Here is a 26,883-nt window from a genome sequence, read left to right on the forward strand (position 1 = left end):
TTACATTGACGTGAATCACAGTTTTGAAAAGACCTTGAACTTCTCGCAAATCTGGCAAGTCACATCGTGGGTCAAATGCTAGCGAATTAACAGCATCAACTAATGGCAATGTAATAGTTACGATAATGGCAAATTAGCAGCATCTTTCTCGAATACCTTGAAACTCCTGCACGGAATTCATGCACAACTTCCGAGCAAGGCGCCGCCTGGGTGCCATAGAAGTAAGCAGAATGCGCAATATTTTTCTGACGCCATAAAAATAGCGCGAAAAGCGACAACTATTTTTTGGCGCCTAAAAAATATCGAAACTTAAGTTATTGTTTTTATTGATAAAAAAATTAGCAAAAGAAATTCATCAAGAAGCACGAACTTTTGGTTCACGTTTTGCTTGAAATACAAAAACAGCCAACTTAGTATCCGCGCCAATTGAGTGCAGCCGATTCGATTGCAGTAACGATTACGCAATCTTTAGAGCGTACTTAATGAACACGGATGTTGGTCAGTCCAAACCGACCGACTCAACTATATGAGAGAGGGACCTATGCGAATCACCATCTTTGGATTGGGTTATGTGGGCGCCGTGTGCGCCGGTTGCTTGTCGGCTCGTGGCCATGAGGTCATCGGCGTCGACGTGTCGCAAACCAAGATCGACCTGATCAACCAGGGCAAATCCCCCATCGTCGAACCCGGCCTCGCCGAACTGCTCGAAGCCGGCGTCAAATCCGGCCGGCTGCGCGGCACCACCGATGTGGCGGCAGCCGTTCTGGCCAGCGAGCTGTCCTTCATTGCCGTCGGCACGCCGAGCAAGCGCAATGGCGACCTCGATCTCGGCTACATGGAATCGGTGTGCAAGCAGATCGGTGCCGCCCTGCGCGACAAGCAGGAGCGCCACACCGTGGTGGTGCGCAGCACCGTGCTGCCCGGCACCGTGAAGAACGTGGTGATTCCGCTGATCGAAGCGGCATCGGGCAAGAAGGCCGGCGTCGATTTCGGCGTGGCCACCAACCCCGAATTCTTGCGCGAAAGCACCGCGATCAAGGACTACGACTTCCCGGCCATGACCGTGATCGGGGAACTGGATCAACAGTCCGGCGACCTGTTGCAGGAGCTGTACAGCGAACTGGACGCGCCGATCATCCGCAAGTCCATCGAAGTGGCGGAGATGATCAAGTACACCTGCAACGTCTGGCACGCGGCCAAGGTCACCTTCGCCAACGAGATCGGCAACATCGCCAAGGCAGCCGGTGTCGATGGCCGCGAGGTGATGGACGTGGTCTGCCAGGACCACAAGCTCAACCTCTCCAAGTACTACATGAAGCCCGGCTTCGCCTTCGGCGGTTCCTGCCTGCCCAAGGACGTGCGTGCCCTCTCCTACCGTGCCGGCAGCCTGGATGTGGAAGCGCCGCTGATCAGCTCGCTGATGCGCAGCAACGCCGCCCAGGTGAAGAAAGCCTTCGACATCGTCACCAACTACGACAAGCGCCGCATCGGCCTGCTGGGTCTGAGCTTCAAGGCCGGCACCGACGACCTGCGTGAGAGCCCGTTGGTGGAGCTGGCCGAAATGCTGATCGGCAAGGGCTACGAACTGCGCATTTTCGACAGCAACGTCGAGTACGCCCGTGTTTTCGGTGCCAACAAGGAATACATCGAGTCGAAGATCCCTCACGTTTCCTCGCTGCTGTGCAAGGAGCTCGACGAGGTGGTCGCGCAATCCGATGTCCTGATCATCGGCAACGGCGAACGGCGCTTCGCCGAAGTCATGGAAAGCGTTGGCGAAGACAAGCAGATCGTCGACCTGGTGGGGTTCATGGCGCATCCCACCCAGGCCAATCGGGAAGGTATCTGCTGGTAGCAAACAACTAACAAAAAACAGAGGCGGCACCGGTCGAGTGCCGCTCGGTTGGTTATGGCGTGTCGCCAGTTCACTGCCCATACGATCCGAATCGATGTTTACAAGGAGAGACAGCATGATTCCTCTGATTTTGTCCGGCGGCAGCGGTTCCAGGCTCTGGCCGCTCTCGCGCAAGCAGTATCCCAAGCAGTTCCTCGCCCTCACCGGCAACCAGACCCTGTTCCAGCAGACGCTCGGCCGCCTGGCCATCGAGGGCATCGAAAAACCCATCGTGGTGTGCAACGAGGAACATCGTTTCATCGTCAACGAGCAACTCGCCGCCATCGGCGGCGAGGCGCAGACCATCCTGCTGGAGCCGTTCGGTCGCAACACCGCACCGGCCGTGGCCATCGCCGCCATGCACCTGCTCGCCAGCGGGCGCGACGAGCTGCTGCTGGTCCTGCCGGCCGATCACGTGATCGAAGACATGCAGGTGTTCCACAGCGCGCTGGGCGTGGCACGCAAGGCCGCCGAGCAGGGCGAGATGGTGCTGTTCGGCGTGCCTGCCGAGCGCCCGGAAACCGGCTACGGCTATATCAGGACCGGCGCCCGCGCCGGGCTGCCTGGCGGCGTTCTGGCAGTGCAGCAGTTCGTCGAGAAACCCGACCTGGCCACCGCCAGCGAGTTCGTGGCGCAAGGCGGCTATGTCTGGAACAGCGGCATGTTCCTGTTCCGCTGCAGCCGCTACCTGGAAGAGCTGCAACGGCACGACCCGGACATCTACGACACCTGCCAGCTGGCGCTGAGCCGCAGCAAGGGCGACCTGCAATTCATCCGTATCGACCCCAGCGCCTTCGCCTGCTGCCCGGACAACTCCATCGACTACGCGGTGATGGAAAAGACCGATCGCGCCTGCGTGGTACCGCTCGCCGCCGGCTGGAACGACGTCGGCTCCTGGTCCGCGCTGTGGGACGTTCAGGACAAGGACGACCAGGGCAATTGCCGCTCCGGCGACGTGATGATCCATGACAGCCAGGACTGCCTGGCCCACAGCGAGAATAAGCTGGTGACCCTGGTCGGGCTGAAGGACGTGGTGGTGGTCGAGACCAAGGACGCCGTGATGGTCGCCCACAAGGACCGCGTGCAGGACGTCAAGCACGTGGTCAACACCCTCAACCGCGAGGGCCGCGTCGAGGCGCACAACCACTGCCAGGTCTACCGGCCATGGGGCAGCTACGACTCCATCGACAGTGGCAGCCGCTTCCAGGTCAAGCGCATCGTGGTCAAGCCGGGCGCCAGCCTGTCGCTGCAGAAGCACCACCACCGCGCCGAGCACTGGATCGTGGTCTCCGGCACGGCCCGGGTGACCTGTGACGACAAGTCTTTCCTGCTCTGGGAGAACCAGTCGACCTACATCCCCATCGCCGCCGTCCACCGCCTGGCCAACCCCGGCAAGATCCCGCTGGAGATCATCGAGGTCCAGTCCGGCAGCTACCTGGGCGAGGACGACATCGAGCGCTTCGAGGATGTCTACGGTCGCACCGACGCCACGGTCAGCTGACGGCCTGCAGCGCCACCCCCCTGACGTTCGTACACGGCTTCACTGGAGGAAGCATGTCACATGCCTAGGTTATTCACGTGGGTCGAAACCTCACCCGGTTTCGGCAAGCTGTGCGGTTGGCTGTGCCTGATCGCCTTGATCGCCCTTGCCTCGGAAGCGGTCGACCCGAGCTACCTCGACCCGTCGCATCAGAAATTCATTTTCCTGATCGGCGCGCTGGGCATGTGGCGTTACGGCAACGCCGCCATGCACTACCTGCGCGGCATGTACTTCCTGCACTGGCGTTTCCCGCAGATGCGCAAGGCGGTCGAGCGCATGGGGGCTGCGGCGCTGCCCGAGCACATGTTCATGGTGGTCACCAGCTTCCGCATCCCGACCCACACCACCTTCAAGGTGTACCAGTCGGTGTTCCAGGAAGTGCAGCGCATGCCGGTGCCCTGCACCGTCATCGCCTCGATCGTGGAGAAAGGCGACGAGAACTTCATCAAGGACATCATGCGTCAGGAGGTCCGTGATCGCGACGACATCAAGCTGATCATCGTGCGCGCCCGCGGCACCGGCAAACGCGACGGCCTGGCGCATGCCTTCCGCGCATTGTCGCGGCAGATGCCGCTGGAAAATGCCGTGGTGGGCGTGGTCGATGGCGACACCATGATGCTGCCCGGCTGCGTCGAACGCGCCGTCAGCATGTTCGCCTACCTGCCCAGCGTCGGCGGCATCACCACCAACGAGTTCTGCGAGGTGGAAGGCAGCAAGCTGATGCAGGAGTGGCACACCATGCGCTTCGTCCAGCGGCACATCAACATGTGCTCGATGGCACTGAGCAAACGCGTGCTGACCATGACCGGGCGCCTGTCGTTCTTCCGCGCCAGCGTGATGACCAACCCGGAATTCATCAAGGATGTGGAAGCCGACTTCCTCGATCACTGGCGGCTGGGGCGCTTCCAGTTCCTCACCGGTGACGACAAGTCGTCCTGGTTCAGCCTGATGCGCGCCGGCTGGGACACCTTCTACGTGCCCGACAGCCACACCCTGACGGTGGAGCATCCACCAGACAACAGCTTCCTGCGCGCGACCCGGCAACTGATGTACCGCTGGTATGGCAACTCGCTGCGGCAGAACTTCCGCGCCACCCGGCTGCTGGGCTTCGGGCGCCTGGGCCTGTTCACCATGTACGTGCTGTACGACCAGCGCGTGTCCATGTGGACCTGCCTGATGGGCCTGAGCGCCTCGGTGGTGGCCGGCCTGCTGTTCGGCATCCAGTACCTGCTGCTGTACCTGTTCTGGGTGCTGTTGTCGCGCACGCTGGTAACGCTGTTGTTCTTCTTCGCCAAGCACCCGGTGCATCCGATGTACCCCTTCGTTCTGTATTACAACCAGATCGTCGGCTCGGTGATGAAGGTTTACACCATGTTCCACATGGATCAGCAGAGCTGGACCCGGCAAAAGACCACGCTCAGCAATGGCAGCGTCAGCTTCGATGCGGCCCTTAACCGATGGACGTCGAAGACGATGCTGTTGTCCTCCATCGCCATCTTCTTCGGGGTCATTTCGGTCCTGCTAGAACTCACGCAACCTTAAGTAAAGGCGCGAATGCTATGAGTAGCACCACTGTCTTACCTGTAAACGTTGTTCACGAAGCGATCGACGAGCGCCAGTTCGTCCGCGCCAAGATTCCCGCCCGCATCACCCTGGACGGCCACGGCCTCAAGGGCGTGGAGTGCGAGATCCTGGACATTTCCCTGGGCGGCATCGGCCTGTCCCTGGAGCAGCCGCTGAAACTCGGCAGCCTGCTCCACGGCTCGATCAAGCTCAAGCTCAACACCGTCGACCTGCACATCGACACCAAGCTGAAGATCGTCTCCCAGCGCGGCCATGAAGTAGGCGCCGAGTTCGTCGAGCTCGATCGGCAGAAGCGCGACATCCTGCGCTACATCATCTCGGCCTACATGTCCGGCGACATCGCCGACATCAACGGCCTGTTCAACGTGATGCAGCGCGAGAACTACATCAAGGAGCGCAAGACCAAGCACGCCAGCTCGCGCACGCCCACCGAACGCCTGAAGGCGGCGCTGGGTTCGATGCTGTTCCTCGGCGCTGGCCTGGCGGCGCTGAGCCTGATCGTCTACAAGAGCTACCTGCTGTTCTTCCACATGACGGCCGCCCAGGCGGTGGTCAGCGCCGAGGCCTACGTGCTCAGCATGCCGGAGAACGGCAACCTCACCTACCTGATCGGCCCCGAGCAGACCAGCGTGAGCACCGGCCAGCCGCTGGCCAGCGTGTCCACGCAGCTGGCCAGCAGCCTCACCAGCCCGTCCGACATCGCCGCCCTGGCCAACCTGTCCGAGCAGGATGCCGCCGCCCTGCTCGGCCGCGTCACCGTGGAAACGGTGATCGCCAGCCCCTGCGACTGCAGCCTGTACTTCCCCCGCCCGCGCATGGACGGCTTCGCCTACAAGCAGGAGCAACTGATGCATCTGCTGCCGCAGGAGCAGCCGCTGCACGTCAAGGCCAGCGTACCCTTCGATCGCATGGACAAGATCGAGCGCGTGCGTGCGGTCGAGATGCGCGTGCTGGGCAGCGACGACATCTACGCCGGCGAGATCGTCGGCAGCCGCGTCGACGACCAGCGCCAGATGGTCGAGCTGACCATCAAGCCGGAGCAGGAGTTGCCGCGCAGCGCCTACCAGTTGCCCACTGCCGTCGACTTCAAACTCGGCCTGCCCCTGCGCTGGACGTTCTGAGGTCGCCATGCCGGTCAGACATCTTCTTTGCACAACCGCACTGACGCTGGCACTCGCCAGCTCGGCCCACGCCGCGCGCAGCCTCGAGCAGGTCCGTTATGCGCTGTTCCAGGACGGCCAGGCGCAAGTCGAGGAAGACCTGCGCCATCTGTCCGCGCGCGGCGACCTGGCTGCCACGCGCCTGCTCGGCGAGGTGCTGGCCAGCCGCAGCCCGGCGAACACCTCGCAGGCCATCGACCTGTTCAAGCAGGCCTTTGCCGATGGCCGCGGGGACGTCGGCGCGCTGATTCCCCTGGCCCGCCTGGTGGACAACAAGCCGCGCTGGCGTGAAGCCAACCGCGCCTTCATGCGCCAGGCGCTCGGTCGGTTCACGCCCGGGCGCGATTTCGTCGCCGTCGACACGCGCCTGGAAGTGTTCCTGGTCTACCCCGAGCTGTTCACCGAGGACGAGGTCACCCGCCTGGTCGAACTCTATGACCGCGCCTGCCTGGTCTACTGCCACGCGCCGCTGTACAGAGCCGTGGCGGCGGCCCGCTATGGTGAACGAAGCGAAGCCGAGAAATGGTTCCAGCTGGCCGTGGAAAGCGACCCGCGCGCCGTGCAGCGCTATTACGAGTTTCTCGGCGAGCAGCGCAACGTGCAGTTTCGCGCCTTCGCCGAAGGCCTGGCGCCGCGCATGAACGCCCTGCCGGTCGACCTGGTGCACCGCATCGCCCAGCAGGTGGCGAACATCCGCAACATCGAGATCAGCACCTTCAACAACAACCGCCCGACCACCCGCGCACAGACCGACGAAGAGAAGGAAGCCCGCGAACTCCAGGCCAAGGCCCATGCCAGCAAGGTCGAACAGCTCGACCGGGAAGTGCTGCAGTGGCTGGACAACGCCGTCGACCGCGATTTCGGCCCGGCCATGCTGAGCAAGGCCAGTTTCCTCATGACCGCGCCGGACCGCTACAACCCGGAGCCCGTGCTGGCCCTGATCCAGCGCCTGGAACAACGCCAGGGCGACACCCAGTCGCTGAGCATGGTCGAGCGCGAAAACCCGATCACCCCGCAGCGCATCAAGGCACTGCGCGCCAGCCTGCACATGGTCCTGTGGCGCACCCTCGATCCGCAGTTGAGCCAACGCCTGATCGCCGAGCTGCAGGCCGAGCAGTACCCCGAGGCGCTGTTGCTCGAGGGCGACCTGTACAGCCAGGGCGGGCTCGACGAGCCCGATCAGGATCGCGCCCTGGCCCTGTACATGGAAGAGGCCCGCCGGGGTTCGGTGAACGCCCTGCTGCGCATCGCCCGCCTCTACACCTACGGTCGCGCCATCTGCCGCGATAACGGCAAGGCCTACGCCTTCGCCTATGCCGCCCACGAGCTGGGCGACCAGCGCGCTACCGACCTGATGCACTCGCTCAGCACCCGGCTCACGCCCGAACAGCGCGATATAGCCGCTGCCGAAGGCAACCGTCTTATCGAGGAATCCACACTGTGAGTGCCCCCAATACCCTTGGCCGTGCAGCGCTGCTGCTCGCCTGCCTGCCGCTCGGACTGCTGCACGCGGAAGAAACCAGCGTCACCTCGCCCGAGCTGGAGCCGGTCACTTCGCTGCTGACGCACAAGCTGTTCCTGCGCACCGGCTACGGGCCGGATGAAACGCGCCTGGGCGAAGACCGCCGTACCTTCTTCAGCCTGCGCTACGAGCCGTCCTACCGCTGGTATTCGCCCGAGCAGCGCTGGGCCAAGTGGGAGGCCTTCGGCCGTCTGTGGCTCAACTACGACACCGATCCCAATGCCCTGCAAAGCGACGAGGGCAACGACGAGACCCTGGCGAGACGGCGCCACGCCTACAGCGAGGCCCGCGAGTTCTACGTGCGGCGCAACCTGCTGGGCGACGACCCGAGGTTCTCCGCCACCTTCGGCCGCCAGCGCTTCAGCGATCGCTTCGGCATCTGGTGGGACGACAGCATCGAAGCCCTGCGTCTGGACTACAACGACAGCTTCGCCAGCGGCTTCGTCGCCGTGGCCGAGAAGTTCTACTACTATAACTCCGACGACAACCGCCTCGACCCGCGCGACAAGAAGATCCGCTACCTGATGGCCGAGTACGCTTGGCGCTGGCACGCCGATCACTGGGTCGGTGCGCGCCTGCTGCACGAGGACGACTACTCGGGCAGCTCGCCCGATGATCGCCAGGACTTCGACGGCCTGCGCTACGGTGTGTTCCTGCACGGCGATACCCGCCATCTGACACCGCTGGTCAGCGACTACCACCTGGAATTCGCGGCCCTCGATGGCCGCCTGGAAACCACCCAGCGCAACGGCCTGCGCGACAGCGGCGACAAGACCGGCTGGGCCGTGGTGGCGGATGTCGGCAAGCGCTTCGAAACGCTGCCCTGGACGCCACGCGTGGGCATCAGCGCCGGCCTCACCGATAAACCGGACGACAGCGGCACCGACGGTTTCACCCTCAACCGCATCCAGTCCGACCGGCGCAACGACCCGCTGGGCTACAGCAGCCGCCTGGTCAGCAACCTGGTCAGCGTCAACCTGAGCAACCTGGCCTTCTACGGCATCGTGCTGGAAACCCAGCCCACCGACCGCAGCGCCCTGGATCTGCGCGTCAGCGATCTGCGCCTGCGCAACCGCACGGCGCAGTTGCCGCTGCGCACCACGGACGAAGGCGTGGTGCGCGATACCGGCTCGTCCCGGCTGGGCCAGGTGCTCGACATCAACCACTACTGGCGCATGTTCCCGCTGGCCTACGACGGCAAGCGTGTGCAGCTCAACACCCTGACCAGCCTGAGCTACTTCAAGGCCGGCAGTGCGCTGGAAATCGGTGATGACTACCAACTGACGCTGGGCATAACCCTGACTTACTGACCGAGAGCAGCGCTAGCATGATCTTCGCCTCCAACGTCTTCCTGTTCCTGTTCCTGCCGGTATTCCTGCTCTGTTACTACCTGGCCAGGGACCACTGGCGCTCGTACGTGATCGTGCTCGGCAGCTACCTGTTCTACGCCTGGTGGCGTCCGGACTTCCTCCTGCTGTTCGTCGCCATCTCGTACTGGAACTACTGGTTCGGCCTGCGCATCAAGGCGCGGGTCGATGCCGGGGAGAAGAAGATCGCCTTTCGCCTGCTGACCGTCGGCGTGATCGGCAACCTGGCCACCCTCGGCTACTTCAAGTACGCCAACTTCGGTGCCGACGTGCTGGTGGCGGTGCTGGAACCGCTGGGCATCAATACCTTCACCCTGGAACACATCATCCTGCCGCTGGGCATCTCCTTCTATGTGTTCCAGGCGCTGAGCTACATCGTCGACATCTATCGACGCAATGCCGAACCCACCCATCGCTTCGTCGATTTCGCCGCCTATATCGCCCTGTTCCCGCAACTGATCGCCGGGCCGATCCTGCGCTACAGCCTGATCGACAAGCAGCTGAAGAACCGCACCCACTCGCTGGAGCTGTTCTCCCTCGGCGCCTGCCGCTTCATGCTCGGCTTCATCAAGAAGGTGCTGATCGCCGACTCCCTGGCGCCGATGAACACCCTGTTCATCAGCGGCGGCGGCGACCTGCAGATGGCCGACGCCTGGTTCGGCCTGTTCATCTCGGCGCTGCAGCTGTACTTCGACTTCTCCGGCTACAGCGACATGGCCATCGGCCTGGGCATGATGATGGGCTTTCGCTTCGCCGAGAACTTCAACCAGCCCTATATCGCGCAGAGCATCACCGAGTTCTGGCAACGCTGGCACATGACCCTGGCCGACTTCCTGCGCGACTACGTGTACATGCCGCTGGTGCGCAAGCGCCTGGTCGGCATGCTGGTCGGACTGGTCATCACCATGGTGCTGTCGGGACTCTGGCACGGACCGAGCTTCGCCTTCATCTTCTGGGGACTGTTCTTCGGCATCGCCATGGTGATCGAGCGCAAGCTGGACATCGCCACCAAGGTCAGTACGCCCTACAACTTCTGGCGCAACGCCCGCTGCATGTTCCTGCTGGCGTCCTGCATGCCGCTGTTCTTCACCGGCAACCTGCCGCACGCCCTGCAGGTCTACCAGGCGCTGATCGGCCTCAACGGCATCGGCTCGCTGGATCTCTACTGGTTCGGCACCTCGGCCATGACCATGACCTTCACCCTGATCGCCCTGCTGTGGATCGTCATCGCCGGCGGCATCAACATCCGCTACTACGCCGGCACCGGCAAGGACCGGTACTTCATGCAGCACGTCGGCGGTTTCAGTGCCCTGCTGCTGTGGGTCGGCTTCCTGCTGACGCTGACCCGCCTGGCGGCGAACTCCTTCTCACCCTTCCTGTATTTCCAGTTCTGAGGATGCCTGCATGTTTCCGGTGATGAACTCGGCCAGCAAGATCAACGGGATTCTCTTCTGCGTGATGCTGTGCGGCATGTTCCTGTACTCGCTGCCGGCGGTGTTCGCCTTCGCCGGTACCCAGACCCAGGCCCTGTCGCTGTTTCTCGACGGCAAGCTGGTGCGCAAGTTCGAGCAGTTCTATGACAAGCAACTGTTCCTGCGCGACCCGTCCGTCGAGCTGTGGGCCAATATCCAGCACGCGATCTTTCGCGAAGGCGCCAGCGGTGTGGTGCTGGGCCGTGACGGCTGGCTGTTCACCAACCAGGAATACCTGCAGCCCAGGGACCTGGACGGCAACCTGGAGCGGCAGCTGGAGCTGATCGACAAGGTGCGCGCGCAGTTGGCGCAACAGGGTGCGCGGCTGATCGTCCTGCCGGTCCCGATGAAGCTGGACACCTACGCCGCCCACTCCACCTATGCGCCTTCGCCACGGATCAGTGGCCTGTACGAGCAGTTCCGCCAGCGCCTGAGCGAGCACGGCATCGATGCGGTGGACCTGCGCAGCGCCTACCTGAGCGCCGCAGCCGATGAACCGCTGTTCCTGCGTAACGACACCCACTGGAGCCCAAGGGGCGCTGAACTGGCCGCGCGGACCCTGGCAAGGCAGTTTCCCGAACTGATCGGCGAAACCCCCTACCTGACTCAGGCCGTCAGCGAGAAAACGGTGACCGGCGATCTGCTCAACTACCTCAAGTTCGACCCCAGGCTGGCGCCCAGCTATTTCGAGCCGGTGCATATCCAGCTCTACGAAACCCTGCAGCAGAGCCGCGACGACCTGGCTGCCAGCCTGTTTGGCGACGAGGCCGTGTCGCTGGCGCTGGTGGGTACCAGCTACACCCGTATCGATGACTGGAACTTCGTCGGCTTTCTCAAGGAGGCCCTGCAGCGTGATCTGGTCAGCGTCGCACTGGAGGCCCGCGGCCCGTTCCAGTCAATGACTGAATTTCTCGCAGGCCCGGCCGCTCAAAGCGGTGAGCTGCAGACGGTGATCTGGGAGTTCCCCCTGCGCACCCTGCTCGCTCAACGCCAGATTCCCTCAGCCCTGGCCACGCCAGAAACAGCCCAACTTCAATAAAAGAGGTACCCGTCGTATGCCTGCCTTTCTTTCCCGCGTACTGCTCATCCTGCTGACGGTCGCCAGCGCCGCCGCCCAGGCCCAGGATGCCAATGCCGATCTCTATGACCCGGTAGCCCCGGCCAACTCGGCCTTCGTGCGGGTGCTCAACCTCAGCGAACGCAACATCGAGGTCACCCTCAGCGGCAAGAACAAGCCTCAGGTGGTCACCAGCGGACAGTTCGGCGGCTATCGCTTCGTCGCACCGGGCAAGCAGCGCATCGCCGTGGCCAACCAGGCGGTGGAACACGAGCTGAAGGCCAACACCGCGAGTACGGTGATCTACCGTGACGGCCAACTGCTGCTGATCGCCGACCAGTTCGTCAACGAACCGCGCAAGGCGCAGATCGCCTTCTACAACTTCACCGACAAGCCGGCGGCGTTGAAGACCCTCGACGGGCAGCACGTGGTGGTCGACACCATCCAGCGCGACCAGACCGGCAGCCGCATGGTCAACGAGCTGAAGATCGCCTTCGCCGCCTACGCCGACAACCAGCAGCTGATCGGCTTCGACGAGCTGTTCCTGAAAAAGGGCCGCTCCTACAGCTATGCCCTGCTACCCGCGGCGAACGGCTACCGCGCGATAACCCTGGCCAACAGCGTCGACCCCAGCGAATGAACCCTGAACGGCAGGCCAAACAAGTGAGCGGACGATGACCCCAAAGAGCATGAAGCACTATTTTCTACTGGCCATCGGCAGCCTGATCGCAGCGGGTGCACACGGCGCCTACGCTGCGCCGCAGGGCGAAAGGGCCGATGAATGCAAGGATTTGCAATGCCTGATCTGCCCGCAACTCAGCGCACCGGAGGAATACGCCGAAGGCAACATGAAGGCGCTCAAGCAGATCGTGCCGGGGCGCGATCGCTGGCTGTTCCGTTCCGAGGTGGACCTGACCAACGACTTCGGCATTCCGCCGGCCGTGCAGCCGGAGTTCGCCCGTCTGATGCGCGCCTTCGCCAGCCATGGCACCCAGGTCGCGGTGGCCGTGCAGCCGACTCGCGGCCTGATGCACCGCGCCCAATTGCAGCCTGGGCAGATGCATGGTTTCGACTATGCGCGGGCCAGCGCCAACCTGCGCAGGTTCCTGCAGCAGATGCGTGACGGTGGTGCCATCGTTCCGGACATCATGACCCTGGTGGAGCAGCCACCGAAGGATTTCTTCTTCCGCCGCGACCACCACTGGACCCCCATAGGCGCAGAGGCCGTCGCCCGGCTCACTGCCGACACCATTCGCCAGCACCCGGTCTACGCGCAACTGCCGCGCAAGGGCTACACCACCGAGCAAAGCCTGACCCTGTACAAGGACGGCACGCTCAACCTCGGCCTGGCGGCGATCTGCGGCAACCACTTCGGCTATCAGTTCGTCCCCGGCTACCGGACCATTCCGGAAGATAACGACGCAGCCCTGCTGTTCGAAGACCAACCCGACCCGGAAATCGTTCTGGTCGGCACCAGTAACTCCGCCGCCCGTGAAGACGAGACCAAGCAGTTCAACTTCGACGGTTTCCTCAAGCAGTACCTGGGCAGCGACCTGATCAACTACGCCCTGCCCGGGGCAGGCCAGGACGGTTCGCTGCTGGAATACCTGCTGTCGTCCAACTATTCCCCGGACAAGGCGCCCAAGCTGATCATCTGGGAGCTGCCGGCCAACTACCGGCTCGATGGCGAGCTGACCTACCGCCAATTGATCCCGGCGGTCAACGGCGGCTGCAAGGCCAGGCAAACCCAGCTCGAAACCCGCGTCGAGCGCCCCGCCATGGGCCTCAATGATCGCCTCGAACTGCTCAGCAACGCCGGTGCGCAGCGCAGGGACCTCAAGGGCCGCGATGCGGTGCTCGACATCCGCATCAGCGATCCCAACATCAAGAACTTCTACATCATCACTTACTACGACAACGGCACGCGCGACAAGGTGTGGTTCCGCCGTGAAGCCATCGTCACCGGCGGGCAGTACTACCTGGAGCTGAGCCGCGCCGCGGAGTTCCGCGACGCCAACCTGCTGTCGGTACTGCTCGAGCCCACCCAGGTCGTGGAGCAGCCCTTCCAGATCGAGACCAAGCTATGCCTGTGAGGATTTCGCCCAGCCGCCTGGCCGCCATGCTGGTGCTGCTCGCCGGCCCCGCGAGCGCCAGCGCCACGCAGTCGATCTGGAGCAGCCACGCGACGAACATGGCGGCGCAGACAGCCAGCGACTACCGCCAGGAGAGCTGCCCGAAGAAACCGCCTGCCGCCTATACCGGGCACCTGCAACTGGACAGCAAGTACGACCAGAGCGACGCCAGCAAATCGCGTCTGGTGGCGCGCCAGAGCAAGGACACCGAGCGCATCCGCGAGCAGGTGAAGCACTATATCGGCGGCCTGGTGAAGGCGACGCAGGTGTACCAGCGCACCGGCAAGGCCAGTGATGCCTCCACCGCCCTGGCCTGCCTGAACCAGTGGCTCGACGCCTGGGCCAGCAAATCGGCGCTGCTTAGCGACGACGCCAGCAAGACCGGCGTCGCCTCGCGCAAATGGGCACTGGCCGCCATCGCCTCGACGCTGCTCAAGGTGCAGGCCTTGAGCGATGGCCGCTATCAGCTGAGCGCGGTTCAGGCGCGCTGGCTGGGCCAGCTGTCGGCCAAGGTGATGGCCGAATACGAACCACGCCGCTACGACCGCGGCATCTACTTCAACAACCACGACTACTGGGCCGCCTGGGCCGTGGCCGCCACGGCCATGCTGCTCGACGACGAACGCGGCCTGGCCTGGGCCGATGTCGCGCTGCGCCGCGCCTTCACCCAGCTCACTCCGGGCAAAGGCGACTACCAGTACCTGCCGCTGGAGGTTGCCCGCGGCCGCCTGGCGGCCGACTACAGCCATTACGCCCTGGTGCCCCTGATGCTGCTGGTGGAAGCAGCCGAACACAACGGCCGCCCGCTCACCGATGAGGAACGGGCGAAACTCGCCGGCCTGGCCAACTTCGCCGCCCGCGCCGTGCTGGAGCCCAGGACCCTGGCGGAACTCAAGGAACGCCAGACAGAGGTCGGCCCGCACAAGATGGTCTGGGTGCTGCCCTTTCTCAATCGCTATCCGCAGCACCAATGGGCCAGACGCCTGTACCAGGCGCAAGGCAAAGCAATCAATCACTACAGCCAGGTGGGCGGCGATCTGAAACCGCTGTACCCCCAGCTCAACTGACGCAGGATGCCACCATGTCCCAGGCACTGACCCTCTCCCGCGCGCTGCTGCTGACGGCCTGCACAGCCTGCAGCCTGAGCGCCCTAGGCGATCCGGCGGCGCTGCATGCGCTCGACCCGCAATGGCAACAGCAGCAGCAACAGCGAACCAGCCAGCAGATCGTGCAGCACAGCCAGCCGCCGGCCTTCGACCTGCCGGCACCGGCGCAGCGCGGCAACGCCAGCCTGGAGCCGATGTATTCCGCGCAGGCGGGCAGCTGGCCCTTCGAGCCGTTCGTGCACAACGGCCTGTTCCGCGCCATCGCCGGCTACCAGGCGCAACACCCGCGCGCCGTGGTGATCCGCGGCGGCAGCATCACCCTGGCGCAGCTGCAGGCCCAACTGAACGACCCGCAGGTCCTGCGTCGCCATGAAGACGGCTACCTGCTCAGCTACCCGCTGATGATCGCCGAGGATGGCGCCCTGCTCGTCGAGGATCAGGTGCTCTACCTCTTCGGCCCGTCGGGCACCGCGCTGATCAACCAGGGCCTGCTGCAGATAAAGGGCTCGCGTCTGGAAAGCTGGAGCGACGGCCGCGCACTGGCCACCGACCGCCCTACCCGCCCCTTCATCATGAACTGGGCCGGCAGCCGTCTGCAGGTGGCCGACTCGCACCTGGTCAAGATCGGCTACAACGCCAATTTTTCCCGCGGCATCAGCAGCGGCCTGAGCGCGCAGCAATCGGCCACCCGGCCGGCAGCGCGCATCCAGATCGACAACAGCCGTTTCGACAGCATGGCCAGCGCCCTGGAGCTGCGCCACAGCGAGGCCCTGATCCGCAACAACCAGTTCAGCCACCTGCAGCAGTACGGTATCGACCTGGGCAACAGCCGCTTCCTGATCGCAGGCAACCGCATCGACGGCGTGCAGCACAACAGCGGCATCCGCATCGGTGGCAGCAGCAGCGGGCGTATCGAGAACAACCTGATCCTGCACACCGGCAAGAGCGCCATCGAAGTTAGCGAGCAGAGCGGCGCCCTGCTGATCCGGGACAACCGCCTCGGCGCCTCCAGGGGTTACGGCATGATGCTGCGGCAGATCAACGGCGGCGCCGGGCTTCTGATCGAGAACAACCTGATCGCCAACAGCCGCCTGAGCGCCATCGACGCCGGCGGCCTCGGTGGCGCGCTGATCGTCGACAACCGCATCCAGTCCACGCCGGAATACGCCATCAGCCTGCGCAACGAGCAGCTCACCGCAGGCCAACTGGTGATTACCGGCAACACCCTGGAAGGTATCGGCAAAGCCATGATCCGCGTGGAGGGCATGCAGAACACCGTGCTGGGCAGCAACCAGTACCGCGCCAACCCGCTACTGCAGAACCTGCTGATTGGCGACCTGCTGCCGCTGCAAAGCCAGATCCTCGACAGCACCGTGCGGCGCAACTGCCACCTGCAGATATCCCAGCCGCTGAGCGACAACGCCGGCAGCAGCGACGTCACCACCTGCACCAACTGACCGTCCCGGTCGCGGCGCAAAGCCTGCACCCTTGCAACGGGATGCAGGCTTTGCGGCATCAGCGGTGCTCGACCTGCAGGTTTGAAAACACCGCAGCGCCGGCACTGGTTTCGTTGCCGCTGTTGTCGAGCGTGTAGACCCCCGCCTTGAAGTACAGACCGTGGCTCGCCCATGCGGAATTGAGCACGCCGCTCCAGCTTCTGAAGGTCCCATCCGGCTCGACCAGACCGATAGTCAGCCTGCCGTTCTTCGCCAGAAAGACTTCATAACTGAATTCCTGGTTCATCTTGATCCTGCTCGACAGCAGGATCTTGGTGGAATTCTCGCTGGCCGGATTGCCCCGAAACGAGATCACCACATTGCCGTAGCCATTGGCCAGGGCCTGATAGCCCAGCATCAGCAGCGGCGAAACACTGTTCTTCGAGTGGATCTGGGAGAAGGTCACCAGCCCGTTCGAAGGTACCTGAGCGATCTTCGCCGTGGCCGTCAGCACGTTATCGGCAGCAGTGTAGGACCAGTTGCGCAAAGTGCCGTTGGCGAAGGTTTCGCGCAACTCGCTGCGCGGGTAGACCGAGTTGGCGGTGGTGGAACCGTTGACCGGTGCCCAGAAGAAAATCCTGCCGTCCTTGCACTGAAAGTAGTGATCCTGATAGCCCCCGGCCAGAACGGGGGTAGAAATGACAGCAGCAGGAACACCTACGGGGAGAGTCAGGTTCCAGGTGGACAGGTCGATCATGGGGCGGTACTCCAAGGGTAGAACGGCGGTCGTACGCCCGATCTATCCGTGATGGTGCTACCTCCCTTGGCGAAGCCTTGCAGCATCGCGTCGAGCGTGGGTGCGGAGGATATCGGCAGTTTCAGCCACAGTTAACGACCATCCGTCACCTTGCTGACGCTATTTTTTTGACGATAAAAATCAGAGGGTCTAGAAAAATCTATCCAACGGCTCACCGCCAAGGAATTTCTCCAGCACCACGCCGCGCAAAGCCCCGCAACAGAAGCGCTCGGAGCCAAATGGCGTCTTGCAGAAATGTGCGTCAGCTCGCGCTTTGCGATGCGGCGAAGCACTTCGAATGCACCAGCCATTCGTCGCCGTCCCAGACGGACCACCCGGAAACGACAAAGCCCCGAACCGCAATACGATTCGGGCTTTGGTTTGGATATGACTATGCGCTACACGCCTCTAGCGGCGGATCATTTGCGGTCCGCTTCAATCCCATCGATACCTTTGAAACACTCCTCAAGGGTTGAGCGCAAGGGCTTAACGCCGCTGAGCTCGGCTCATGCCTTCTCTGATCGCTTCTTCAGCTAAGCCCGAGCACACAATCAAGCCCAGGCCTTCAGATAGGCATCTGTAGCGCTTTTCATCCATTCCAGAACTGGTTATGCAGTTTTGAAAGGTTATGCGCTCCTCAATCCCTTTGAAGTTTTTCTGCCCCTCCACATAGTCCGCAGCAGAAATCTTTTTAGCCAGCATCTGCTGTTTCGCTATGTCTCTCAGGTTCTCAATGTCCTCTATTGTCCACCGTATTGCACTGGTGCACATCTGCTTCTTCGAGGCCTTGAGCGGGTTTGTTGAGGTGCTAAAGGACGGCGGTGGAGGCGGCGCGACATTGCCTTCTCCTATGTAGCCGTGATTGATTTTTACAGGCTCGATATTTGGCTGGGCTACAGGAGGCTGGCTGCTGAAATGCTTCCGCCCATTTTCATCAACCCAGGTGTACACCTGTCCATGTGCAAATGTGGCAAGAAACGCCACTACCAGCGGAACCATCCTGTGTCCGAGCATGCATAAAGTCCCTTTAGCGCGGTTAATTCGCGAACTAAATCTAATGCTCTGAAACAAGAAGCGCCAGGGGTTCGGCGTTTTTTCAATTTTTAATACCTTGCCCCCCCCCCCCGATCCGATGACGCGTGCTTTACAGTGCCGCGAGCATCGCTTAGCACATACATAACGTATATGCGTTGCAGTTACGAATTGACCGATAGGTGACGACCATGGCCAAAGAAGCCGTTTTCAATCTGAAGCTTGAGCCCGAACTGCGCGAAGACTTCATGGCAGCCGCTCAAGCCGCACACCGGCCGGCCTCCCAAGTCATGCGCGATCTTATGCGCGACTTCATTCGCCAACAGCAACAGGCCAAAGAGCATGATGAATTCGTGCAACGCAAGGTTGCTGCCGCCAGGACATCGATTGAGGCTGGCCGGGGCCGCGCCAATGATGATGTAGAAGCTGAATTCGCCGCTCGCCGAGCCAAGGCTCTGGGTCACTGATGCAGGTCATTTGGACACCCGAGGCACTGCCGGATCGTCTGGATATCTGGGGATACATCGCAACCGATAACCACGCGCTGCCGTGCACATGGACGAGCTATTCAGTGCTGCGGCAGCCAGTCTGGCTGACTCCCCCGACAAGGGCAGGCTGGGAACGGTGGCCGGGACTCACGAGCTGATTCCCCACGAAAACTACCGCCCTGTCTATCAGGCTGAGCCTGACGCCGCCTGGATTCTCGCCCTGATGCACGTCGCCAGGATGTGGCCGCCGATCCAGAGCTAGCTGTCACGCAACGCAATTCCCCCAAGATTCCCCCAAACGAAAAAGGCTCCAGACCGTTACCAGTCTGGAGCCTTTAAAATGGCGGGAAGATAGGGATTTGAACCCTAGGTGCCATTGCTGACACAACGGATTTCGAATCCGTCCCGTTCGACCACTCCGGCATCTTCCCAAGCGGCGCGCATCATAACAGCTGAATGCGCTTTGGCGAAGCTTATTTTGAAAAATTTTCGTGTTCTATCAGGCGCTTGTGAAAAGGCCGGAGTATGCCCGGCCCTCTTTCGCCAGGATCAGGCGGTCAGCCGGGTCAGCGCTTCGCGGTACTTGTCGGCAGTTTTCTGCGCGACGTCCGCCGGCACGGCCGGGGCCGGGGGCTGTTTGTTCCAGCCGGTGGACTCCAGCCAGTCGCGCACGAACTGCTTGTCGAAGCTTGGCGGGTTGCTGCCTTCTGCGTAGCTGTCGGCGGGCCAGAAGCGGCTGGAGTCCGGGGTCAGCACCTCGTCCATCAGGGTCAGGGTGCCGTCTTCGTCCAGGCCGAATTCGAACTTGGTGTCGGCGATGATGATGCCGCGAGTGGCGGCGTACTCGACAGCCGTGGTGTACAGCTTGATCGCGGTGTCACGCACCTTGGCGGCCAGCTCGGCGCCGATGATGGCTTCGCACTGCGCGAAGCTGATGTTCTCGTCGTGATCGCCCACGGCGGCCTTGGTCGAGGGGGTGAAGATCGGTTGCGGCAGCTTGGCCGCTTCCTTCAGACCAGCCGGCAGGGCGATGCCGCACACGGTGCCGCTCTTCTGGTATTCCTTCCAGCCGGAGCCGACGATATAGCCGCGCACGATGGCCTCCACGGCGACCGGCTTGAGGCGCTTGGCGACGACCGCGCGGCCTTCGACCAGTGGCAGCTCGGCTGCCGGCACGACGTCTTCGACCTTGTCACCGGTGAAGTGGTTGGGCACCACGCCGGCCAGCTTGTCGAACCAGAAGTTGGAGATGGCAGTGAGAATCTTGCCCTTTTCCGGAATCGGTTGTTCGAGGATCACGTCGAACGCCGACAGACGATCGGTGGCCACCATCAGCATGCGCTTGTCGTCGATTTCGTAGAGGTCGCGGACCTTGCCCGAGTAGATCTTCTTCAGGCTCAGGGTGGTGGGTGTGCTCATGTCGGCATTTCCGTTTCTGGCAAACAAAACAGGCGAAACCTTTGCGGGTTTCGCCCATCGATTAGCGGCTGGAGCGCAGTGCGCTGATCAGCCGAGATTATCCTGGATCAGGCTCAGCACGCGGCGCGACACGTCGGCCGGGGCTACGGTGTTGAGATCCTTCTCCACGGTGACCTGCACGCCATCACCCACCGGGGTCAGACGCACCTGGTAGCGCTCGGCGCGGGCTTCGATCTCTTCCTTGCTCGGCGCGCTGCCGAACATGCGACCGAAGAAGCCGGGCTTCTGTTCGTTGACCTGGGCGCCTTCGGCCAGGTTGATGTAGTACAGGCCCAGGCTGCGGTTGAGGTCGTCGACGCGCACGTCGCCCAGCTCCAGCGAACGGCCAACGCCGGACCAGGCGCGGTCGAAATCGGCGCCGAGGTTGAGTACCGGGTTGCCGTTGCCGTCTTCGCTCAGGCTGACGCGGCTCGGCGCATCGAAGTCGCGGGCAGCGAGCAGCGATACGGAACCGCCCTGCTCCACGCCGCGCGCCATGCTTACCAGCATTTCGTCGAGCAGTGCCGCTTCCAGGCTGGCGTTGCCGCCTCGGGCGGCGAAATCGACATCGGCCGTGCTGCCGGCAGGACGCTCGACACTGGTGACGAAGACTTCACTGGTGTTGCGCTGCACGCCGGGCTCGATACGCACGCGCACGCGGGTCTCGGCGTCCGGCGCAACGCCGGAAACGCGACTGCTGAGGCGGCGCGCCATACCGGCGGAAAGCTCGTCGAAACGCTGCCAGCTGGTGGTGAACTCACCGACCTGCGGGCGCTCGCTGGCAATGCGGAAACCGTTGTCTTCGAAGAACTGACGCGCCAGCGGCCAGACTTCGGCCGGCACACGCTGAGCCACCACCCAGCGCGAGTCACCGCTGCGCTGCAGGCTGAACTCGCGCTCGTCGGCGCGCACCTGCAGGCCTTGCGGACGCGGCACTTCGAACTTGCCGGAGGTTTCGGTGCTGTTGGCCACCTGCGCAGGCACCGGCAGCAGCGGGTCGAGGCGCTTGGCCTGGACGTCGGCCGGCAGGCGCATCGGCGCGGTCTGGCGCGCCTCGAGGTAATCGCTGCCGCGATCACGGAAGTAGCCATTTTCACCCCAGAGCCAGCCGCAACCGCTGGTGCTGGAAACGATCAGAGCAAGGGCGGAGAATCCGGCCAGTCGCTTCATGCGTAGAATCCTTGAGTTAAGCCAATACACCGCACTGGCGCATGGCCTGGCGCAGCGGTTCGTGACAGCGCGGGCTGAGCCAGGTCAGCGGCAGACGGATACCGTCGCCCATCAGGCCCATTTCGTGCAGCGCCCATTTCACCGGAATCGGGTTGGATTCGAGGAACAGCGCCTTGTGCAGGGGCATCAGACGGTCGTTGATGGCGCGGGCGATGGCAGCCTCGCCACGCATGGCCGCGGCGCACAGATCGCTCATGGCGCGCGGCGCGACGTTGGCGGTGACGGAGATGTTGCCCTTGCCGCCAAGCAGCATCAGCTCGACGGCGGTGGCGTCGTCACCGGAGTAGACGAGGAAATCCTTGCTGACGCGGTCCAGGACTTCCTGGGCGCGCTGCAGGTCGCCGGTGGCTTCCTTGATGCCGACGATGTTGGCGATCTTCGACAGGCGCTCGACGGTTTCCGGGAGCATGTCGCATACAGTGCGGCCGGGGACGTTGTAGAGAATCTGCGGAATGGCCACGGCTTCGGCGATATGGCGAAAATGCAGGTACAGGCCTTCCTGGGTCGGCTTGTTGTAGTACGGGGTCACCAGCAGGCAGGCATCGGCGCCGACTTCCTGGGCGGCGCGGGTCAGCTCGACCGACTCGCGGGTGGAGTTGCCACCGGTACCGGCGATCACCGGAATACGGCCGGCGACCTGTTTGACCACGCGCTTGATCACTTCGATGTGCTCGGGCACTTCCAGCGTGGCGGACTCACCGGTGGTGCCGACCGCGACGATGGCATTGGTCCCCTCCTGCAGGTGGAAATCCACCAATCTGCTCAGGGCCTCCCAATCCAGACCACCCTGCGCATCCATGGGCGTGACCAGTGCCACCATACTGCCCGCAATCATGCAACCGCTCCTGCCGGAAAAATTGAGCCGTAATGGTACTGGTGCCACCAATCCGGCACAAGCAACGGACAAGGGCTTATCCGGTCGTTCAAGAAGTATCCGGGTTGGCGGGACCGCCTCGAAAACCAGCGCAAGATGCTCATGCGCAAGGCGCACGCTGCGCTTTGCCGGCCGCGCCATCCGCCGGGCCGTACTGCGGCAGTGACTCACACTGCTCGTTGCGCCCTGTCCTGCCTGCCTCGCCCATGTTCGAGCGGCCGGCCGTCGTCCGATGGGCGAGGTTCCGCCATTCCCCTGCGCGGTGCTTTTCGCTAACCTGCTGCCTTTGGTCTGCGGCCACTCGTGCGCGGACCGTTCATCGCTTTAGGAAGGCTGCATGTCCACCCCCCCCGTTCGCGAACAATTCCTCGTTATCAGCGCTCTCGGCCGCGATGCCATGGCCCTGACCAACCTGCTCAGCCGCACCAGCCACGAGAACCGCTGCGCGGTGATCAGCACCCGTTTGAGCCGTCACGGAGAGTTCAGCGCCCTGGTGCTGCAGGTATCCGGTAGCTGGGATGCCCTGGCGCGCCTGGAGTCGAGCCTGCCGCTGCTGGCCAAGAAGCATGACTTCAGCGTCGACCTGGTGCGCAGTGCCGCTGCCGAGGCGCGCCCGCAGGCCCTGCCTTACGTGGCTTACGTCAGCGCGGTGTACCGTCCGGACATTCTCAACGAGCTGTGCCAGTTCTTCATCGATCACCGCGTCGAGCTGGAAAGCCTGACCTGCGACACCTACCAGGCGCCGCAGACCGGCGGCACCATGCTCAACGCGACCCTGACCGTGACGTTGCCGGCCGGCACGCAGATCAGCTGGCTGCGCGACCAGTTCCTGGATTTCGCCGATGCGCTGAATCTTGATGCCCTGATCGAACCCTGGCGCCCGCAGAACCCCTGATAGCCGCATACAAGGAGTTTCCATGTCCGTTGAACTCGACAAACCCGTTGCCGACTTCCAGGCCCAGGCCACCAGTGGCCAGCAGGTCAAGCTGTCCGCTCTCAAGGGGCAGCAGGTGGTGCTGTATTTCTACCCGAAGGATGCCACGCCGGGCTGTACCACCGAAGGCATGGACTTCAGCGCTCGCTTCGAGCAATTCAAGGCCGCCGACACGCTGATCTTCGGCGTGTCGATGGACAGCCTGAAGAAGCACGAGAGCTTCAAGTGCAAGCAGGCCTTTCCCTTCGAGCTGATCAGCGACGAGGAGCACCAGCTGTGCGAGCAGTTCGGCGTTTATCAGCTGAAGAAGAACTACGGCAAGGAATACATGGGCATCGTGCGCAGCACCTTCCTTATCGACAAGGACGGCGTTTTGCGTGAAGAGTGGCGCAACGTGAAGGTCGCCGGCCATGTCGACAAGGTGCTGGAAGCCGCCGAAGCGCTGAACAAAGGCTGAACTCCTGCACCGCAAATGAAACGCCGCGAAGGCCAATGGCCGTCGCGGCGTTTTTGTTGGGAGGTAGCCTGGTTTGAGCGGCGCATAACCCGGCGCTCAGCCAAGCAGCTACACGTCACATTGGTAGGAGCGGCGCCCCGCCGCGAACATGGGTGGCGCGCCATCGAAAAGCTTCGCCCCGGGGCGGGGGCTCCTACGAAAAGCCGCGTCGGAACCCGGGCATGGCCTCTGCCGTCGACGCCTTATTCGGCGGACACCGGCTCGGCGCGCGGCCAGGCGTTGAGCACGGCCTTGAACAGGGTCGCCAGGGGGATGGCGAAGAACACGCCCCAGAAGCCCCACAGCCCGCCGAACAGCAGCACGGCGCAGATGATCGCCACCGGGTGCAGGTTGACCGCCTCGGAAAACAGCAGCGGCACCAGCACGTTGCCGTCCAGCGCCTGGATGATGCCGTAGATCACCATCAGGTAGAGGAACTGGTCGCTCCAGCCCCACTGGAACAGGCCGATCAGCGCCACCGGCACCGTCACCACCACCGCGCCGATATAGGGCACCACCACCGACAGGCCGACCAGCAGCGCCAGCAGCGCGGCGTAATTGAGCCCGAGGAAGGCGAAGGCGATGTAGGTGACCACCCCGCAGATGATGATCTCGATGAACTTGCCGCGGATGTAGTTGGCGATCTGCTGGTTCATCTCCTGCGCGACCTGGGTGATCAGCGCACGCTCGCGCGGCAGGTAGCTACGGAACCACTGGCCGATCTGCTCACGGTCCTTAAGGAAGAAGAACACCAGGATCGGCACCAGCACCAGATAGATCATGATGCTGACCAGCATCGGCAGGCTCGATAGCGAGAACGACAGTGCCCACTGGCCGAACTTGCCGGCCTCCCCGCGCATGCTGTCGATCAGCTGCACCACCTGCTCGTCGGTGATCAGGCTCGGGTAGCGCTCCGGCAGCAGCAGGAACACCGCCTGCCACTCAGCCGCCATGCGCGGCAGTTCATTGAAGAGAGTGCTCAACTGATGCCAGAGCAGCGGCATCAGCACCAGCATGAACATGGTCAAGCCGCCCAGAAACAGCGCGAAGACCAGCCACACGGCGAGAATCTGCGGCACTTTCAGGCGCTCCAGGCCATTGACCAGCCCCTGCATGAGGAAGGCCAGCACCAGACCGGTCAGCACCGGCGCGAGCATGCCGCCGAGCGTGAGCACCACGGCGAATCCCAGCACCAGCAGCACCGCCAGCACCACCGCCTGCTCATCGGAGAAGTAACGATGCAGCCAACTACGCAAAACCTTGACCATAGAATTCCTTAACGCGGAGAAATACCGGCTCTTTCACTACGCCAGCCATGTGAAAAATGGCGCACGTCGTGAATGAATGACCACCGGGATGTGTTTCAAGCTGCGACAGCCGCTCAGGCCTTGCGCAGCCAGTAGCGGTAAACGCCTGCCTCGACTTCTTCATGCAGCAGCGCATGCCCGGCCAGACGGGCGAAGGCACGAAAATCGCGCTGCGAACCGGCGTCGGTGGCGCTGACCTTGAGCACGGCGCCGCTGGCCAGGCGGTTGAGTTCGAGCTTGGCCTTGAGCAGGGGCAGCGGGCAACTGAGCCCACAGGCGTCGAGTTCGGCATCGAAAGCCGGTAGGTCTGTCATCGTCTACTCCATAAAGAGGGCTAGGATACCCAAGCCGCCGCAACCCTGGCCAGCGCGGTAGCTGGCCGGCTACAGTATCCGCTTTACCGACCGAGAGCCCTGAGTGCATGACTTTTCTGCGCCCCACCCTGCTGACGCTGGCCTGCCTGTTCGCCGCCCATACGGGTGCCAGTGACCTGCCGTCGCTTGGCGACGCCAGCTCCTCGATCGTCTCGCCGCAGCAAGAACACCAGCTAGGCCGCGCCTGGCTCGGCCTGCTGCGTGGTCAGGTTTCGCAACTGGACGACCCGCAGCTCAAGGACTTCGTCGAGTCCAGCGTCTATCGCCTGGCAGAAACCAGCCAGTTGCAGGACCGTCGCCTGGAGTTCGTACTGCTCAACAGCCCGCAGCTCAACGCCTTCGCCGCCCCCGGCGGGATCGTCGGGGTCAACGGCGGCCTGTTCCTCTATGCGCAGACCGAAGCCGAGTACGCCTCGGTCATGGCGCACGAACTGGCGCACCTGTCGCAGCGGCACTTCGCCCGTGGCGTCGAGGCCCAGCAACGCATGCAGCTGCCGGTGATGGCCGCCATGCTCGCCGGCATCGTCGCTGCCGCGGCCGGTGCCGGCGATGCCGGCATGGCCACCATCTTCTCTGCCCAGGCCGCCGCGATTCAGGAACAGCGGCGCTTCTCCCGGCAGAACGAACAGGAGGCCGACCGCATCGGTCTGGTCAACCTGGAAAAGGCCGGCTACGACCCGCGCGCCATGCCGCTGATGTTCGAACGACTGATGCGCCAGTACCGCTACGACGCCAAGCCGCCGGAGTTCCTGCTGACCCACCCGGTTTCCGAGTCGCGTATCGCCGACACCCGCAACCGTGCCGAGCAGTACCCCGCCCGGGGGCGTGAAGACAGCTTGCGCTACCAACTGATGCGCGCCCGTGTGCAACTGACCTATGAAGAGACGCCGGGCGTTGCCGCCAAGCGTTTCCGCGCCATGCTCGACGAGAACCCGGGTCTGGATGCGGCCCGCTATGGCCTGGTCCTGGCGCAGATGAAGACGGGCCAGCTGAACGAGGCTGGCGAAACCCTGGCACCGCTATTGAGCAAGAGCCCGGACGACATCACATACAACCTGGCGCAGATCGAACTGGACATGGCAGCCAATCGCCTGGACGCCGCCGAGCGCCGCCAACAGCGCATGTTCACCCTCTACCCGAGCAACTACCCGCTGCAGCAGACGCATGTCGACCTGCTGCTCAAACGGCAGCGCGTTGCCGATGCCGAGCGTGCCCTGGACAACCTGCTCAAGACCCGCGCCAAGGACCCGGACGTCTGGTATCAGGTCGCCGAGGTACGCGGCCTTAGCGGCAATACCATCGGTCTGCATCAGGCGCGCGCGGAGTTCTTCGCCCTGGTCGGCGATTACAACCAGGCCATCGAGCAGCTGGACTTCGCCAAGCGTCGCGCCAGCAACAACTTCCAGCTGGCCTCGCGCATCGATGCCCGTCAGCGCGAGCTTGCCGAGGAGAAGCGTCTGGTCGAACAGATGCTGCGCTGACCCGGAGCTTGGCGGTGCGCACGGCGCACCCTACCCCACGACAGTCCGTAGCCCGGATGAAATCCGGGGGCATTCTTGAGACTGATCCCGGATTGCATCCGGGCTACGGGTTTCCGTCTGGCGAGACAGGCAGGCGATTCGCGGCG

The 26,883-nt window shown here is 63.1% G+C and carries 24 protein-coding genes and 1 tRNA gene; 17 read left to right on the forward strand and 8 right to left on the reverse strand.

Features of this window, described 5'->3' with window-relative positions:
* Positions 1-541 precede the first annotated feature (541 nt).
* From algD to BLS61_RS16820, 12 genes are all read left to right on the forward strand, one after another.
* Entirely contained in the window at positions 542-1,852 is a 1,311-nt protein-coding gene (gene algD, locus BLS61_RS16765) for a GDP-mannose 6-dehydrogenase (protein ID WP_090432750.1), read from the forward strand.
* Positions 1,853-1,967: 115 nt separating this feature from the next.
* Positions 1,968-3,392, forward strand: a complete 1,425-nt coding sequence (locus BLS61_RS16770) for a mannose-1-phosphate guanylyltransferase/mannose-6-phosphate isomerase (protein WP_090432752.1) — start codon at positions 1,968-1,970, stop codon at positions 3,390-3,392.
* A 60-nt stretch (positions 3,393-3,452) separates the two neighbouring features.
* The gene (locus BLS61_RS16775) at positions 3,453-4,973 is read left to right on the forward strand and encodes a glycosyltransferase (protein ID WP_090432754.1); all 1,521 of its coding nucleotides are present in this window, start codon (positions 3,453-3,455) and stop codon (positions 4,971-4,973) included.
* 17 nt (positions 4,974-4,990) lie between these two features.
* Positions 4,991-6,136, forward strand: a complete 1,146-nt coding sequence (locus BLS61_RS16780; RefSeq protein WP_090432756.1) for a PilZ domain-containing protein — start codon at positions 4,991-4,993, stop codon at positions 6,134-6,136.
* A gap of 7 nt (positions 6,137-6,143) precedes the next feature.
* Positions 6,144-7,619, forward strand: a complete 1,476-nt coding sequence (locus tag BLS61_RS16785) for an SEL1-like repeat protein (RefSeq protein WP_090432758.1) — start codon at positions 6,144-6,146, stop codon at positions 7,617-7,619.
* Positions 7,616-9,007, forward strand: a complete 1,392-nt coding sequence (locus BLS61_RS16790; RefSeq protein ID WP_090432760.1) for an alginate export family protein — start codon at positions 7,616-7,618, stop codon at positions 9,005-9,007. The genes BLS61_RS16785 and BLS61_RS16790 overlap by 4 nt, the downstream gene beginning before the upstream one ends.
* 17 nt (positions 9,008-9,024) lie before the next feature.
* The gene (locus tag BLS61_RS16795) at positions 9,025-10,458 is read left to right on the forward strand and encodes an MBOAT family O-acyltransferase (RefSeq protein WP_090432762.1); all 1,434 of its coding nucleotides are present in this window, start codon (positions 9,025-9,027) and stop codon (positions 10,456-10,458) included.
* Positions 10,459-10,468: 10 nt separating this feature from the next.
* Complete coding sequence (locus BLS61_RS16800; protein ID WP_090432765.1) at positions 10,469-11,575, forward strand: alginate O-acetyltransferase; 1,107 nt, start codon at positions 10,469-10,471, stop codon at positions 11,573-11,575.
* Between the two features lie 16 nt (positions 11,576-11,591).
* A complete protein-coding gene (locus BLS61_RS16805; RefSeq protein WP_090432767.1) occupies positions 11,592-12,233 on the forward strand; it encodes an alginate O-acetyltransferase AlgF in 642 nt (213 codons plus the stop codon).
* A gap of 34 nt (positions 12,234-12,267) precedes the next feature.
* Positions 12,268-13,686, forward strand: coding sequence for an alginate O-acetyltransferase AlgX-related protein (locus BLS61_RS16810; protein WP_090432769.1), 1,419 nt, complete (start codon positions 12,268-12,270; stop codon positions 13,684-13,686).
* The gene (locus tag BLS61_RS16815; RefSeq protein WP_090432771.1) at positions 13,677-14,792 is read left to right on the forward strand and encodes a polysaccharide lyase; all 1,116 of its coding nucleotides are present in this window, start codon (positions 13,677-13,679) and stop codon (positions 14,790-14,792) included. Before BLS61_RS16810 ends, BLS61_RS16815 begins: the two co-directional genes overlap by 10 nt.
* 14 nt (positions 14,793-14,806) lie before the next feature.
* The gene (locus BLS61_RS16820) at positions 14,807-16,288 is read left to right on the forward strand and encodes a right-handed parallel beta-helix repeat-containing protein (protein ID WP_090432773.1); all 1,482 of its coding nucleotides are present in this window, start codon (positions 14,807-14,809) and stop codon (positions 16,286-16,288) included.
* 58 nt (positions 16,289-16,346) lie between these two features.
* Here the strand turns inward: BLS61_RS16820 and BLS61_RS16825 are convergent, their stop codons facing one another.
* Positions 16,347-17,024 carry a polysaccharide lyase family 7 protein gene (locus BLS61_RS16825; protein WP_090432775.1) on the reverse strand — a complete coding sequence of 226 codons (678 nt, stop codon included), beginning with the start codon at positions 17,022-17,024 and terminating at the stop codon, positions 16,347-16,349.
* A 525-nt stretch (positions 17,025-17,549) separates the two neighbouring features.
* Positions 17,550-18,062: a DUF4124 domain-containing protein gene (locus BLS61_RS16830; RefSeq protein ID WP_167358745.1), complete on the reverse strand. Its 513-nt coding sequence runs from the start codon at positions 18,060-18,062 to the stop codon at positions 17,550-17,552.
* A 224-nt stretch (positions 18,063-18,286) separates the two neighbouring features.
* On the opposite strand from BLS61_RS16830, the gene BLS61_RS16835 reads away from it, so the two are divergent.
* Both BLS61_RS16835 and BLS61_RS23910 read left to right on the forward strand, forming a co-directional pair.
* Positions 18,287-18,562 (forward strand): antitoxin of toxin-antitoxin stability system, encoded by a 276-nt coding sequence (locus BLS61_RS16835; protein ID WP_090432779.1) that lies wholly within the window; start codon positions 18,287-18,289, stop codon positions 18,560-18,562.
* An 88-nt stretch (positions 18,563-18,650) separates the two neighbouring features.
* Positions 18,651-18,845 (forward strand): type II toxin-antitoxin system RelE/ParE family toxin, encoded by a 195-nt coding sequence (locus BLS61_RS23910; RefSeq protein ID WP_394328151.1) that lies wholly within the window; start codon positions 18,651-18,653, stop codon positions 18,843-18,845.
* Between the two features lie 79 nt (positions 18,846-18,924).
* Here BLS61_RS23910 and BLS61_RS16845 read toward each other — a convergent pair.
* The 4 genes from BLS61_RS16845 to dapA form a co-directional block, all read right to left on the reverse strand.
* A tRNA-Ser gene (locus BLS61_RS16845) sits at positions 18,925-19,014 on the reverse strand.
* A gap of 118 nt (positions 19,015-19,132) precedes the next feature.
* Positions 19,133-20,002, reverse strand: coding sequence for a phosphoribosylaminoimidazolesuccinocarboxamide synthase (locus BLS61_RS16850; RefSeq protein ID WP_090432781.1), 870 nt, complete (start codon positions 20,000-20,002; stop codon positions 19,133-19,135).
* 87 nt (positions 20,003-20,089) lie between these two features.
* On the reverse strand, positions 20,090-21,211 hold the full coding sequence (gene bamC, locus BLS61_RS16855; protein ID WP_090432783.1) for an NlpB/DapX family lipoprotein: 1,122 nt from the start codon (positions 21,209-21,211) through the stop codon (positions 20,090-20,092).
* A 16-nt stretch (positions 21,212-21,227) separates the two neighbouring features.
* Positions 21,228-22,106 (reverse strand): 4-hydroxy-tetrahydrodipicolinate synthase, encoded by an 879-nt coding sequence (gene dapA / locus BLS61_RS16860; RefSeq protein ID WP_090432785.1) that lies wholly within the window; start codon positions 22,104-22,106, stop codon positions 21,228-21,230.
* Between the two features lie 376 nt (positions 22,107-22,482).
* On the opposite strand from dapA, the gene BLS61_RS16865 reads away from it, so the two are divergent.
* Together BLS61_RS16865 and BLS61_RS16870 are read left to right on the forward strand one after the other, a co-directional pair.
* On the forward strand, positions 22,483-23,040 hold the full coding sequence (locus tag BLS61_RS16865; protein WP_090432787.1) for a glycine cleavage system transcriptional repressor: 558 nt from the start codon (positions 22,483-22,485) through the stop codon (positions 23,038-23,040).
* 22 nt (positions 23,041-23,062) lie between these two features.
* Positions 23,063-23,536: a peroxiredoxin gene (locus BLS61_RS16870; RefSeq protein WP_090432789.1), complete on the forward strand. Its 474-nt coding sequence runs from the start codon at positions 23,063-23,065 to the stop codon at positions 23,534-23,536.
* 242 nt (positions 23,537-23,778) lie between these two features.
* Here BLS61_RS16870 and BLS61_RS16875 read toward each other — a convergent pair whose 3' ends face one another.
* Together BLS61_RS16875 and BLS61_RS16880 are read right to left on the reverse strand one after the other, a co-directional pair.
* Positions 23,779-24,843 (reverse strand): AI-2E family transporter, encoded by a 1,065-nt coding sequence (locus BLS61_RS16875; protein WP_090432791.1) that lies wholly within the window; start codon positions 24,841-24,843, stop codon positions 23,779-23,781.
* A gap of 113 nt (positions 24,844-24,956) precedes the next feature.
* On the reverse strand, positions 24,957-25,196 hold the full coding sequence (locus BLS61_RS16880; RefSeq protein WP_090432793.1) for a sulfurtransferase TusA family protein: 240 nt from the start codon (positions 25,194-25,196) through the stop codon (positions 24,957-24,959).
* 107 nt (positions 25,197-25,303) lie between these two features.
* Between BLS61_RS16880 and BLS61_RS16885 the strand changes: the two genes are divergently transcribed.
* The gene (locus BLS61_RS16885; RefSeq protein ID WP_090432795.1) at positions 25,304-26,737 is read left to right on the forward strand and encodes a M48 family metalloprotease; all 1,434 of its coding nucleotides are present in this window, start codon (positions 25,304-25,306) and stop codon (positions 26,735-26,737) included.
* Positions 26,738-26,883 lie beyond the last annotated feature (146 nt).

Source organism: Ectopseudomonas guguanensis, from assembly GCF_900104265.1.
Classification (GTDB): Bacteria; Pseudomonadota; Gammaproteobacteria; order Pseudomonadales; family Pseudomonadaceae; genus Aquipseudomonas; species Aquipseudomonas guguanensis.